Raw genomic sequence first — 12,366 nt, 5'->3', positions numbered from 1 at the left:
GTATCCTAACCGCTTTGCACCGTATGGGAAGAGCGGCTATGGATGACGCCATTCGCGCCGAAGGCCTGGTCAAGCAATTCGGTGCCACCCGGGCGCTCGATGGGATCGACCTGAGCGTGCCGCGTGGCACCGTTTTCGGTTTGCTGGGCCCCAACGGCGCCGGTAAGACCACGGCGGTCCGGATTCTGGCGACCCTGCTTGCGCCGGATGCCGGGCAGGCCTGGGTAGACGGTTTCGATGTGGTCACTGAGGCCGCCACGGTGCGTTCGCGTATCGGGCTCACCGGCCAGTACGCCTCCGTGGACGAGAAGCTTACCGGCCGCGAGAACCTGATCCTGATTGCCCGCCTGCTGGGCTTCTCCCGGCGGGATGCCCGGGCAAGGGCGGGCGAACTTCTGGCGGAGTTCGGCCTGGAGGACGCGGCCCATCGGCCCGTCCAGACCTATTCCGGTGGTATGCGCCGACGCCTGGACCTGGCCGCGAGCCTGGTGGGCCAACCCCGTATCCTGTTCCTGGACGAGCCCACGACCGGGCTCGACCCGCGCGCCCGCCTGGATCTCTGGAACCTGATCCGCCAGCTCGTAGCCCAGGGCACCACAGTGCTGCTCACCACCCAGTACCTGGAGGAAGCGGACAGCCTGGCGGATGAGATCGTGGTGATCGACCAGGGGCGCGTCATTGCCAGTGGCACCTCGGATCAGCTCAAGGCGCGCATCGGCGGGCAGACCCTGGTGCTGGCGCCGGAGCAGGAATCGGACCTGGCGACCGCACTGTCGATCGTGACAGAGATCGTGGGGCGCGAGCCCGAGGTGGACGGCGCCCGGCTGCAGGTTCCGGCCAGCGACCCGGCACTGGTGCCGGCCGTGGTCCGGCGCCTGGATGAGTCCGGTATCGTGGCCCGGGAGCTGACGCTGCGTGGTGCGAGCCTGGATGATGTCTTCCTGACACTGACCGGTCGCCACGCCAGCGTCGAGACGCCGGCTGATGATGCGGAGGTGGCGCCGTGAGCAGCCTCCAGCAGACCCTGACCCTCGCCTGGCGCTCCCTGCTTCAGCTGCGCCGCAATCCCTGGGAACTGATGGACTTCAGCATCCAGCCGATCCTGTTCCTGCTGCTGTTCCTGTATGTGTTCGGCGGTGCGGTCGCGGGCTCCACGGCGGCCTATCTGGACTTCATCCTGCCCGGCGTGATCGTGATGAACCTGGTGTTCGTGACCGTTTATGTAGGTCACGGGCTCAACACGGACCTCACCCGAGGGGTTTTCGACCGCTTCCGGGCCCTGCCCATTGCGCGCTGGTCGCCACTCGCCGGTCGCATCCTGGCGGATATGGTCAAGCAGGCCTGGTGTGTCCTGCTGTTGCTGGTGGTGGGCTTCCTGCTCGGGTTCCGGCTGGGCGCGCCGGTGAGTGGCGTGCTGGTAATGCTGGCCCTGCTGCTGGTGTTCGCCTTCGCCATGTCCTGGATCATGGTGCTGGTGGGCGTGGTGGCGCGGGATCCGGAACACGTGCAGCTGTTCGGGTTCACGGCGCTGTTCCCTGTGACCTTTCTCAGCAACGTCTTCGTGCCATTGGACACGCTGCCGCCGTTTATCCGGGCGGTGGTGGCAGCGAACCCGGTCTCCCTGTTGGCGGAGGCGTCCCGTGGGCTGCTCAGTGGCGGGCCGGTGCTCGAGCCGGCACTGTGGTCCCTGGTGTGGGCCGGGACGATCACCGTGGTGTTCGCGCCCCTGTCGCTCTGGGCCCTGAACCGGCGGCTGGCGCGCAGCTAGAAGCGTCTAGAGCAGTTCCGTCAGGTCGTTCACGATTCGATCCGGGCCGTAATCCGCGACCGGCGTCCCCTGGCTGTACCCGTAGGTGACCGCCACGCTCGGAATGCCGAGATTGCGTGCCCCGAGGATGTCCGAACCGGAATCCCCGATCATCCAGGCGCTGCCGGTTGAGGCGCCGAGCCGGTCGAGCGCCAGCTGCAGGTGGGCCGGCTCGGGTTTGCGGATGACGGTGCCGTCGTCACCGAGCAGGCTGTCGCCGCTGACAGTGGCCCCGAAGTAACGGGCGATGCCGAGCCGTTCCAGCAGTGGCTCCGTGAACTCGGCGGGCTTGTTGGTGACGATGGCCAGATGGGACTCCCGCCCCCGGGCTGCTTCCAGAAAACGCATGACGCCGGGGTAAAGCTCGCTGTGATGGCCGTTGCAGGTGTGGTAGGCCCTGTAGAACAGGCCCTCGGCATGGTGAACAAACGCCGAGTCTCCGGGCGCGGCAGGGTCGAAGGCATCCGCCAGGGCCCGTTCCACGAGCTTGCGGGCACCGTTGCCCACCCAGAGGCGGGTTTGATCAACACCGGCTGGCGGGCGCTCCAGATCCGCCAGCATGGCATCCACGGCGGCGGCAAGATCCGGGGCACTGTCCACCAGGGTGCCGTCGAGATCCAGCAGCAGCGTATCGGGGAGCTCGGCGCCGTTCACGCTGATCGGGCCTCGGCGATCCGTTCCCGCATATCGGTGATGATGCGGCTGTAGTCGTCCTTCTTGAAGATGGCGGAACCGGCAACAAAGGTATCCGCGCCCGCTGCAGCGATCTCCCCGATGTTGTCTTCCTTCACACCGCCGTCTACCTCGAGGCGGATGTTGCGACCGCTGGCATCGATCTTCCGGCGCGCCTCGCGCAGCTTGTCGAGGGTGCCCGGGATGAAGGACTGGCCCCCGAAGCCGGGGTTCACGGACATCAGCAGGATCATGTCCAGCTTGTCCATTACGTAGTCCATGTAATGCAGTGGCGTGGCCGGGTTGAAGACCAGGCCCGTTTTCAGGCCGGCATCGCGAACCATCTGCAGGGAGCGGTCGATGTGCTCCGAGGCTTCCGGGTGGAAGGTGATGTAACTGGCGCCGGCGTCGATGAACAGGCGGATCAGCTCATCCACTGGCTTGACCATGAGGTGCACGTCGATGGGGGCGGTCACGCCGTGTTTGCGCAGCGCCTCGCAGACCATGGGGCCGATGGTGAGATTGGGAACGTAGTGGTTGTCCATCACGTCGAAATGGACCATGTCCGCACCTGCGGCCAGGACGTTGTCCACTTCCTCGCCCAGCCGGGCGAAGTCCGCTGAGAGGATGGAGGGCGCGATGAGGGGCTCGTTCATGGGAAGATCCGCCATTGTTGATAGACTGTTCCGAAAGGCGGCAGTTTAACGCTTCCGGCTCATTCCATACCACAGGAGGTTCCGTGTTCCGTCGCTCCCTACCCATCGCCCTGATCGGTCTTTGCCTTGGTGTGGCTGGCGTGCCGGCCATCGGTCAGCAGGAGAACGCTGGACAGGCCCCGGAAGGCGAGGGGAATGCAGGGGGTGATGGGGACGAACAGGGGGTTGAGCCGCCCAGCATTACCATGGTCCATTTCGGCCCGGATCATGCGGGCGGGTCGCTGGCCTCGCTCTATCCGGATCAGGCGCTTGAGCTGGGGCAGGGTGAAAACGCCTTCACGGGCCTTCTCAAGCGGGAGGCTACGTCTGAGCGCCACGGTGGTGTCCTGGTTGTGGCGCCCTCCGGCCAGTCCCCTGACCAGGGCGTAGCGGGGGCGGTGCGCACGCAGCTCACCGATGCCGGCTGGCTGACCCTTTCAATCGCGCAGCCGTCTGAGCCGGTGCAGGACCTGCCGGAGCGGGTTCTGGAGCCTGTTCCGGCTGGCGAAGGAAGTGAGGGCGATGATGGCGATGGAGCGCCCCAGAACGGCAATGACACGGAAGGGGATGGCAGCAGTGGAGGGGATCAGGCCGGGGAGGAGGCCGACCCGCCGGATATTACGCTCCGGGTCGCCGGGGACTCAGCCACACCAGAGCGTGGTGATGACTGGCAACAGCGGGCTACGGACCGTCTTGCCGCCGCGGTTGAGGCCCTCCGGAACGAGGACGTTGGTCCGATGGCGCTTGTGGGTATTGGTGACGGGGCGGATCTTGTTCTGCGCTACGCCAGTGCCAACGGGGCCACCTTCCCGCCGGGCCAGTTCGGCATGGTGTGGATCAATGCCCGGCTGAGGCCTCCGTTCAGTGATGGACTGGCCGCGGAGCTGGGTGAGGACTACAGCGTTCCCATTCTCGATCTGTACGACCGGGGTCTTGAGCCCGGGCGGGCCGAGCAGCGCTCGGCCGCCGCCCGGCGGGGCGGTTTTTCGGCCTATACCCAGTCCGCTGTTCCCATCCCCGGAGGTGGGGCGGCGCGTGAGCAGCGGCGGGTGTCCGCACGGATCAGGGGGTGGCTCTCCGATGACCTGAAGTCAGCGGGCGGGCAGTAACCGGCGCCATTGGCATTGAGCCCTCGGGGTTACGGGTTCAGATCCGAGGTGACGTCCTCTGCCTGAACGGATGTGGTCATCAGAATGGCCGCCATGGCCAGGAGAGCACTGATGGGGTGGCGGGTTGCTGGCATTGTTGTCCTCCCCTTCCGGTGTTATTTATTTGATGCTACTCACATAAATCTTTATGGGCAATATTATGAGCGCAGGAGCAGTACCCCCGCGGTGATGGCGTAGGCCAGTGACCAGGCAGCGGCCGCCGTCCAAAGCGGTCCCGGCATGTTCCAGGGGACTGGCCCTGCCGCCAGTCGTGCCAGCGTCGCCACGGCTACGGGTGTCAGGGTGGCGATGAGAATGCCTGATGGCGGTGGCTGGCGGCGGATGGCGTGATAATGGATCCGCAGCATGACCCCAATGGTCAGGGTTCCCAGCGCGCCCACAGTGATGAGGTGCAGCAGTGCCGATGGGTCCCGGCCGAGCAGCTGTGTCATCCCCATGCCCAGGGCGCCGGCCGCCAGCCACAGCGTTCCCAGCGCCAGCCCCAGAAGATCCGGACGGTCCAGGCAGAGCCAGAGCCGCCAGCGTAGTGTACGGATCAGGATCAGGACAGCGGCTGCCAGCAGCAGACTCCCCACCGGCACAAGAGGCAGTGACAGCAGGGTCAGGGCGGCCGCCAGTCCCAGCAGGAGGATCAGTGCGGCCTCGATCCGCGGCTGAACCCGCGCCTCCTGCGTGATGCCACGCTTTTCCAGGGTTCCCGTCACTGCCGGCGCGATCAGGCGCCCGCTCATGAAGGTCATCAGGAGCAGGAGCAGGGTTACTCCGGTCTGCAGCAGCGTGGTGGCCCTTGGGACCGGTATGGCTGGCAGGACCAGCCAGAGCAGGGGCAGGCCGCACAGGCTCACCATCAGTGGCACGAGCATGCGGTTACGCCACTTCTTGGCGGCGTTGAAGCGCGGCACGACCCGCCAGGCCAGCAGTAGCGCAAACGCCGGGCTGAGCAGTTGGCTGAACCAGAACCCGGGGGCCAGGGCGTAGCCGAAGCGGGCTGTGAGCCAGAGCCCGAACAGTGGCGCCAGCCAGCGTATGGGCTGGGGGCCCAGGGTGTATCCGGCGATCACCGCCAGGGCAAAACCGAAAATCATTTCGTGGCCGTGGTGACTGCCAGCCAGACCCGGCGTCCAGCTCCAGCCAGCCAGCATCGCCGCCATGGACAGGGGCAGGGCAATGGCCGCGTAGAAGGAGGCGGCTGGAAAGAAAAAGCGGTGGCTTTTCAGGCGTTTTCCGCGGCTACGAGGCATGCTGGTTCCATTTCTCTAAAAGATTCAATAAATATAAATGTTATTGGTGGAGCCCGCAATCCGGTTCCCCGCAGTTCAGCTGCCCGGTAAGATGGTGCGCACGGTCACAGACGGATTAGGGGGAACCTTGGCAAAAGCACTGAAGCACCTGTTTGATAACAACGCGCAGTGGGTCCAGGACACGCTGGCGCAGGACCCGGACTTCTTTGAGCGGCTCTCCCAGCAGCAGGCACCGGAATACCTCTGGATCGGCTGTGCCGACAGTCGGGTTCCCGCCAACCAGGTGGTGGGGCTGATGCCTGGCGAGCTGTTCGTGCACCGGAATGTGGCCAATGTGGTGGTGCAGACCGACCTGAACCTGCTGTCGGTGCTGCAGTTCGCGGTGGAAGTCCTGAAGGTGAAGCACGTGATCGTCTGCGGTCATTACGGCTGCGGTGGCGTCAAGGCGGCTTATCAGGATGCCCACCTGGGGCTGATCGACAACTGGCTGCGCCACATCCAGAACGTCGCTGCGGACCATCGGGAACTGCTGGCGGCCCAGCCGGATGAGTCCGCGGCCGTCAACAAGCTCTGTGAGTTGAATGTGGTGGCTCAGGTCGCCAACGTCTGCCGCACCACGGTGGTGGCGGATGCCTGGCGGGGTGGTCAGGACCTGTCGGTCCACGGCTGCATCTATGGCCTGGAGGATGGCCGTCTTCGGGACATGGGTCTGGGAGTCCGCAGTACCGGAGAACTCGATGAACAGTGCCAGCAGGCCGTGCAGCGCCTGAGCCAGGGAGCACCCATGCCGCAGGAGTAAGCCTGTTGCGAGGTCATCATCAGCAACGGGAGCCTGCATGAAACTGTTTCTGGCGGTCGCCACCGTCACCGTCATGGGGCTGTTCCAGTCCTCGCTGCTGGCAACCCTGCCCTGGATCATTGAGCGCACCGGCTTGCCGGCCGCCTTCTGGTCGGTGCTGGTGGCCGCCAGCCTGATCCTGGTGGCGGTGAGCAGTCCCGTCTGGGGCCGGCGTACGGACAGTCACGGGGCCCTGCCGATCATGCGCCTGACCATGGGTCTGGTCGTCCTGTGTTATGGCCTGTTGATTGCCGCCATCCTCGCCCTGTCTTCCCCGTTCCTGATTGCGGCTATCGCCATCGCGACGCGCCTGGTGTACGGCATTGCTACAGGTGGCGTCTTCCCGTCGGCCCAGCGTTTCGCGCTGGCGGACAAGCCTGTTGCCCAGTGGCCCGAGACACTGGCCTACATCCAGGCCTCTACCCATGCCGGGCGTGTCATGGGGCCGGGCATCGTGGCGCTGGCGGCGATATGGAGCCTGCCGCTGGGGCTGGTCCTGATTGTTCTGCTCGGTGTGGCTCTCTGGCTCATGCAGTGGTACTTCGCCGCGGGCGTGGCAGCGGAGCCGCCCGGTAACCGCGAAAACGCCGTGGCGCCACCCTGGAACGACGACTGGCCCCTCTATGGACTGGGGTTCGTGATCACCCTCTGGGTGGGGCAGCTTCAGTTCGCACTGGGCCCATATATCCAGAATCTGGCTGACGTTGATTCAGTAACCGCTTCCCAGTGGACGGGAACGGTACTCATGGCGGCTTCTGTCTCCGCGGTTCTTGCCGGGCCCCTGGGCAACCGCTGGCTCTCGCCCATGCCCCGTGTTCTGGGCGGTCTCTGGCTGGGCGTGTTCACCCTGGGTGGCGTATTGCTGGCAGCGTCATCCAGCGTGATCGGAGTGGGTGTCGCGGTGTGCCTGATCACCGCCGGGCTTACCCTGGCCGCTCCCTGGTACGGCAGCATCCTGCGGGCACGGCGCCCGGATGCCCAGGGGCAGGTGTCGGGGCGCCTGATCAGCGTCCACACCATTGGTTTTGGCAGCGGCACGCTGGTCGGTGGCCTGATGCTGGAACTGGTTCCGGATCAGGCCATGGTCGCCTTCTACCTGCTGGGGCCGGTGGCTGGCACCCTGGCGCTTATCCATCACCTGAGGGTTCGGGCAGGGACTGTTCCACCAACTGCCTGAGTTCCGGCACGCAGGAGCCGCAGTTCGTGCCGCAGCCCAGGGCTCTGCCGAGAGCGGATACGGAGTCGCAGCCTTCCGCCAGTGCCTGCTCGATCCGGCGTTCACCAACCTGGTAGCAGGAACAGATGATGGGGCCTGGGTCCGGCTGGTCACTGTCACGCCCTGCCAGTACACGGCGCCGTGTACCGTCATCCAGTTGTGGCGCCTGGAAGAGGCTGTCCAGCCAGTCGAGGCCGGGGAAGTCATTATCGGGTTCCACCAGCAGGACCGCCTGCAACTGCTCACCCTTGTACCAGGCCGCCCGGTAGCGCCCGGCCGCCGGATCCCGCATCTCCGAGTCGGGCGCTCTGCCCAGCCACTGGCGAGCAGTGCCGGGCCAGTCGTGCACAGTGCCGTTGCCGGCCAGGTACCAGCAGTCCGTCTGTGCCATCGGCACCCTCGCCCAGTAGAGTCCGTCCGGCCAGTGTGCCGCCTGCCCGCCGAGTAGCCGTGCATGCCAGCGGGCGTTGAACGGAACCAGTGCAGCCGTGGCGTGCTTGGTCTCCGGCTGGCCGGAGACCGGGTCCGTGACCCGGGAGAACAGCGCGGACGCCAGCCCTTGGGGGGTGAACTGGTGGTTCCAGTGGATCGGCACGAACACCTCCCCGGGACGCATGCCGTCACTGGCTCTGACTCGTCCCAGGTATCGGCCCTGGCCGTTGCTGAGCCAGGCCAGGTCGCCGTCCGCGAGATTGTGGGCGGCAAGGTCGCTCGGGTGGGCTTCGATGAAAGGCTCACATAAATGCTGGAGCAGGCGCGCTGCACGGCCGGTTCGGGTCATGGTATGCCACTGGTCGCGGATGCGGCCACTGGTGACTCTCAGGGGGGTGGTCACCGTGGGCCCTCTTGCCGGTTCCGTGGGCTGGATGGGCACAAAACAGGCCCGCCTGTCCGGCGTGGCGAAGGCGCCGTCCCCGAACAGCCGCTCACGGCCATGGGGATGTGCCGGTGTGACCGGCCACCGGACTGGCGTCATTGCGTCATAGTCGCGGTCGGAAAGGTCCGCGAGCGAGCCCAGGTTGAACTGCTGCTCCGGGCGGCCTGAAAGAGTCGAGGCCCGGGCGTGTTCCCTGAAGATCGACGCGGGGGACTCGTAGTCAAACGCCGCACCGAACCCCATTGCCCTTGCCACGGCGCTGACGATCCACCAGTCCGGGCGTGCCTCGCCGACCGCCGGAATCAGGCCCCGTTGGCGCGAGATGCAGCGCTCGGAATTGGTGACGGTGCCGTCCTTCTCGGCCCATCCCATGGCCGGCAGCACCACATCCGCCAGGGCTAGGGTATCGGTGTCGGCCACACAGTCCGAGACAATGACCAGCGGACACTGCGCCAGCGCATAGCGTGCCCGCTCCGGGTCCGGCAGAGAGACCAGGGGGTTGGTGGCCATGATCCAGACGCACTGGATCTCGCCGCGTTCGATGGCCTCGAAGAGGGCGATGGCTTTGTGGCCCGGTTCCTCTGGCAGGGCCGGGGCCTGCCAGAAATGGGCCAGTGCCTCACGGGCCCCGGGTGTGTCGTAGTCCATGTGGGCTGCCAGCTGGTTGGCGAGCCCCCCAACCTCGCGCCCGCCCATGGCGTTGGGCTGGCCGGTCACCGAAAAGGGCGTGCCGCCGGGCCGGCCAATACGACCGGTGGCCAGGTGGCAGTTGATGATGGCGTTGGCCTTGTCGGTCCCTGAGCGGGACTGGTTCAGGCCCTGGGACCAGAAGCTGGTGGTGCGCTGGGTGACGGCGAACCACTCATAGAAAGTGCGGACGTCATTCACGGCCAGGTCGCACTGCTCGGCGACCGTTTCCGGATCGGGGGCACTGTCGCGGGCCGCCTGGAGGGCGGCTTCCGTATCGTTGCAGTGGGCGTCGACCCAGGCGTGATCCAGCGTGCCGGAGTCCGCCAGCCAGACCAGGAGCCCGTTCCAGAGGATGGCGTCGGTGCCGGGTTTCAGGGCCAGGTGCAGGTCGGCCTGGTCGCAGGAGGCGGTCCGGCGGGGATCGATCACCACCATCCGCCGTCCGGGCCGCTCGGCGCCCGCTGCCTGCATCCGCTGGTACAGGATCGGGTGGTTCCAGGCCGGGTTGGCACCGGCAAGCACCACCAGGTCGGCCAGTTCCAGGTCCTCGTAGCATCCCGGCACCACATCCTCACCGAAGGCACGCTTGTGGGCCGCGACCGCCGAGGACATGCACAGCCGCGAGTTGGTGTCCACGTGTGGCGTGCCGATGAAGCCCTTGGCGAACTTGTTGGCCACGTAGTAGTCCTCGGTGAGGAGCTGGCCGGACAGGTAAAACGCAATCGAGTCTCCACCGCGTTCGTCGATCAGGTGGCTGAGCTCTGCGCCCAGGTACCGGATTGCCTCGTCCCAGTCTGTATCACGCTCCTGGATGCGCGGGCGGGTCAGTCGGCCATGGGAGCCAAGGGTTTCATGCAGGGCGGAACCTTTTACGCATAGCCGCCCGGAGTTGGCGGGATGATCGGGGTCCCCCTGTACGGGGTCGAGCCCGTTACTGTTGGTGGTTGCTTCGACACCGCAGCCGACGCCGCAGTAAGGGCAGGTGGTCTTGCAGCCCATGATGGATGCTCCCTGAACAGAAGAAGCCCGGCCCCGGCACGCATGCTGTGCCGGAGACCGGGCTTCGGTACCCGTGATCTGTGATAGTGTACGCTTTCCCTCTACAAGCATTTCCCATGCCTGCCTGAAATGCCCTCCATTGAGGGGCTGTAAGCCGGGTTCTGTCCTTTTACGGGGCAGGCTGCACTGCGCTGGGGCAGTGGTCGCGGTGAATACGGCGATTCAGGCCCACTCCATGGGCTCCGAGCGCTGGCGTGGCTTTTGCTTAGGATTGGCGCGAATCGATGTTGAGGATGGAGCATGTCAGCGGATCAGAGCGGTGTGCGGGTCATGCTGGTGGACAACGAGCCGGAACGGGCGGCGATGGTGTGTGAAGCGCTGACCTCCGAGGGCTATCAGGTGGTGGGCCAGCGCAGCAGCACCCGTGGCCTGGTGGCGGCCGTTGCCCAGGAGGAGCCCGATGTGGTGATCATCGATATGGATTCACCGGACCGGGATACCCTGGAATCAATGTCCGCCCTCAACGAGCACGCGCCCCGGCCGGTGGTGTTCTTCGCCAGTGATGACAGCGACAGCTACACGATCCAGCAGGCCGTCAACGCTGGTGTCAGCGCCTACATCGTGGACGGGCTTGAGCAGCACCGGGTCAAGCCGATTGTGGATGTGGCGGTGGCGCGCTTCGAGGCCTTCCAGTCCCTGCGACATCAGCTTGAGGAAACGCGAACGGCTCTCGAGGACCGTAAGGATATCGAGCGGGCCAAGGGGCTGGTAATGAAGCAGCAGAACTGTTCGGAAGATGAGGCGTTCCACAGCATGCGCAAACTGGCGATGGACCGGAACCAGAAACTCAGTGACGTGGCCCGCCAGCTGATCGAGGCGCTGGATGGGGGCGAGGGGGCAGGTTCTCCGGAGGCGATGGATGACTGACTCGATAAACGACGCGGAAATGGGTGACAGTATCCGGCTGGGGTTTATTCCCCTTCTGGATGCCGCGCCATTGATCATGGCCGTGGAGGCAGGGTTCTTTGCGGAGGAGGGGCTGGAGGTCAGTCTGCATCGCCAGCCGTCCTGGGCCAGCCTGCGGGACCGTGTTGGCGTTGGGATGCTCGACGGCGCCCAGATGCTCGGGCCCATGGCTCTGGCCATCAATATGGGGCTCGGGGCGCCGCCATGCCCTGTCATCAGCCCCATGGTACTCAGCCGCAACGGCAACGCCATCACGGCCAGGCGAGCGCTCTATGAGCAGCTGGCCGCCACCGGCTTCGATCTCTCGGAACCCTCGGAGGCGGCCCGTGCTCTGGCACGGGTGGTGGCTTCCAGTCATGAACCCATAAGGCTGGGCATTGTCTACGCCTGGTCCAGCCATTATCTGCAGCTGCTCGACTGGCTTGCCAGTGCCGGACTGTCCCCCGGCCCGGGCCTGGAGCTGGTAACGGTACCGCCGCCGGAAATGATGACCGCGCTGGCCTACGGCAGTGTCGATCTGGCCTGTGTTGGAGAGCCGTGGAACTCGCTGATGGAGTACCACGGGTTGGGGCAGATCCTGGCGACGGGGTGTCAGGTCTGGCAGAACGCACCGGAGAAAGTCCTGGGCGTTCGCCGCGACTGGGCGGAGGCCAACCCGGAAAAACTCCGGGCGATGATGCGGGCTGTGATCCGGTGCTGCCGCTGGCTGGATGACCCGGTCAATCGTGAACTCATTCATCGCATACTGGTGCATCCTAACTACCTGGGCAGCGCGATTGAGCCTCTCGGGGATCAGGGGCAATGGCTGTTCCACCCCAGGGTTCATCAGCACTTCTTCCGGCAGAGCGCGAATTTCCCATGGCTCTCCCAGGCGGAATGGCTGCTTTCACGCATGCGGCTGCATACCCAGGGGGATCAGGTTTCGGGGGTGCCCGATCTGGGCAGTATCTTCCGCCCCGACCTCTACCGCGAGGTGGCGGAAAGCCTGAGCCTTGATGCGCCGGTTATGGACTACAAGGACGAAGGGGAGCACCGTCAGCCGTTCGTGGTCGAAGGATTCCGGGGGCAGGTTGAGGTGGCCTCGGATGCCCTGATCGCCGCAGCCGGTCGGGGCTGATCCGCGCCGGTGCACGGGGTCCGCCTGATGCACCTGATTCGGTCGAAGATTCCTGCCTTCAAGGGGAAGGGTTGCAGTA

At 65.6% G+C, this 12,366-nt stretch carries 11 protein-coding genes; 7 read left to right on the top strand and 4 right to left on the bottom strand.

Translation table 11 applies throughout. The features are described 5' to 3' along the window. Window positions 1–38 precede the first annotated feature (38 nt). On the top strand, window positions 39–1,007 hold the full coding sequence (locus H4I92_RS05165) for an ATP-binding cassette domain-containing protein (protein WP_077529592.1): 969 nt from the start codon (window positions 39–41) through the stop codon (window positions 1,005–1,007). Then, the gene (locus H4I92_RS05160; protein WP_077529591.1) at window positions 1,004–1,768 is read left to right on the top strand and encodes an ABC transporter permease; all 765 of its coding nucleotides are present in this window, start codon (window positions 1,004–1,006) and stop codon (window positions 1,766–1,768) included. Before H4I92_RS05165 ends, H4I92_RS05160 begins: the two co-directional genes overlap by 4 nt. Before the next feature lie 6 nt (window positions 1,769–1,774). On the opposite strand, the gene gph is transcribed toward H4I92_RS05160, so the two are convergent. Together gph and rpe are read right to left on the bottom strand one after the other, a co-directional pair. Further along, window positions 1,775–2,461, bottom strand: a complete 687-nt coding sequence (gph, locus tag H4I92_RS05155; RefSeq protein WP_245800851.1) for a phosphoglycolate phosphatase — start codon at window positions 2,459–2,461, stop codon at window positions 1,775–1,777. Next, the gene (rpe, locus tag H4I92_RS05150) at window positions 2,458–3,135 is read right to left on the bottom strand and encodes a ribulose-phosphate 3-epimerase (protein WP_077531664.1); all 678 of its coding nucleotides are present in this window, start codon (window positions 3,133–3,135) and stop codon (window positions 2,458–2,460) included. The genes gph and rpe overlap by 4 nt, the downstream gene beginning before the upstream one ends. 83 nt (window positions 3,136–3,218) lie before the next feature. Here rpe and H4I92_RS05145 point away from each other — a divergent pair, with 83 nt between their 5' ends. Beyond that, on the top strand, window positions 3,219–4,283 hold the full coding sequence (locus H4I92_RS05145) for a DUF3530 family protein (protein WP_077529589.1): 1,065 nt from the start codon (window positions 3,219–3,221) through the stop codon (window positions 4,281–4,283). A 197-nt stretch (window positions 4,284–4,480) separates the two neighbouring features. On the opposite strand, the gene H4I92_RS05140 is transcribed toward H4I92_RS05145, so the two are convergent. Further along, a complete protein-coding gene (locus tag H4I92_RS05140) occupies window positions 4,481–5,584 on the bottom strand; it encodes an NnrS family protein (protein WP_077529588.1) in 1,104 nt (367 codons plus the stop codon). Window positions 5,585–5,711: 127 nt separating this feature from the next. On the opposite strand from H4I92_RS05140, the gene can reads away from it, so the two are divergent. Further along, complete coding sequence (gene can, locus H4I92_RS05135) at window positions 5,712–6,383, top strand: carbonate dehydratase (protein WP_245800850.1); 672 nt, start codon at window positions 5,712–5,714, stop codon at window positions 6,381–6,383. Window positions 6,384–6,420: 37 nt separating this feature from the next. Beyond that, entirely contained in the window at window positions 6,421–7,599 is a 1,179-nt protein-coding gene (locus H4I92_RS05130) for an MFS transporter (protein ID WP_077529587.1), read from the top strand. On the opposite strand, the gene H4I92_RS05125 is transcribed toward H4I92_RS05130, so the two are convergent. Beyond that, on the bottom strand, window positions 7,550–10,204 hold the full coding sequence (locus tag H4I92_RS05125; protein WP_077529586.1) for a nitrate reductase: 2,655 nt from the start codon (window positions 10,202–10,204) through the stop codon (window positions 7,550–7,552). The two genes, H4I92_RS05130 and H4I92_RS05125, sit on opposite strands and share 50 nt — an antisense overlap. A gap of 300 nt (window positions 10,205–10,504) precedes the next feature. On the opposite strand from H4I92_RS05125, the gene H4I92_RS05120 reads away from it, so the two are divergent. Both H4I92_RS05120 and H4I92_RS05115 read left to right on the top strand, forming a co-directional pair. Then, entirely contained in the window at window positions 10,505–11,131 is a 627-nt protein-coding gene (locus H4I92_RS05120) for an ANTAR domain-containing response regulator (RefSeq protein WP_077529585.1), read from the top strand. Continuing rightward, the gene (locus H4I92_RS05115) at window positions 11,124–12,287 is read left to right on the top strand and encodes a CmpA/NrtA family ABC transporter substrate-binding protein (RefSeq protein ID WP_179105627.1); all 1,164 of its coding nucleotides are present in this window, start codon (window positions 11,124–11,126) and stop codon (window positions 12,285–12,287) included. Before H4I92_RS05120 ends, H4I92_RS05115 begins: the two co-directional genes overlap by 8 nt. Window positions 12,288–12,366 lie beyond the last annotated feature (79 nt).

Origin of the sequence: Vreelandella halophila, assembly GCF_019903425.1 — a bacterium.
Classification (GTDB): domain Bacteria; phylum Pseudomonadota; class Gammaproteobacteria; order Pseudomonadales; family Oleiphilaceae; genus Halospina; species Halospina halophila.
This window is presented reverse-complemented; position numbering and strand designations above follow the sequence as displayed.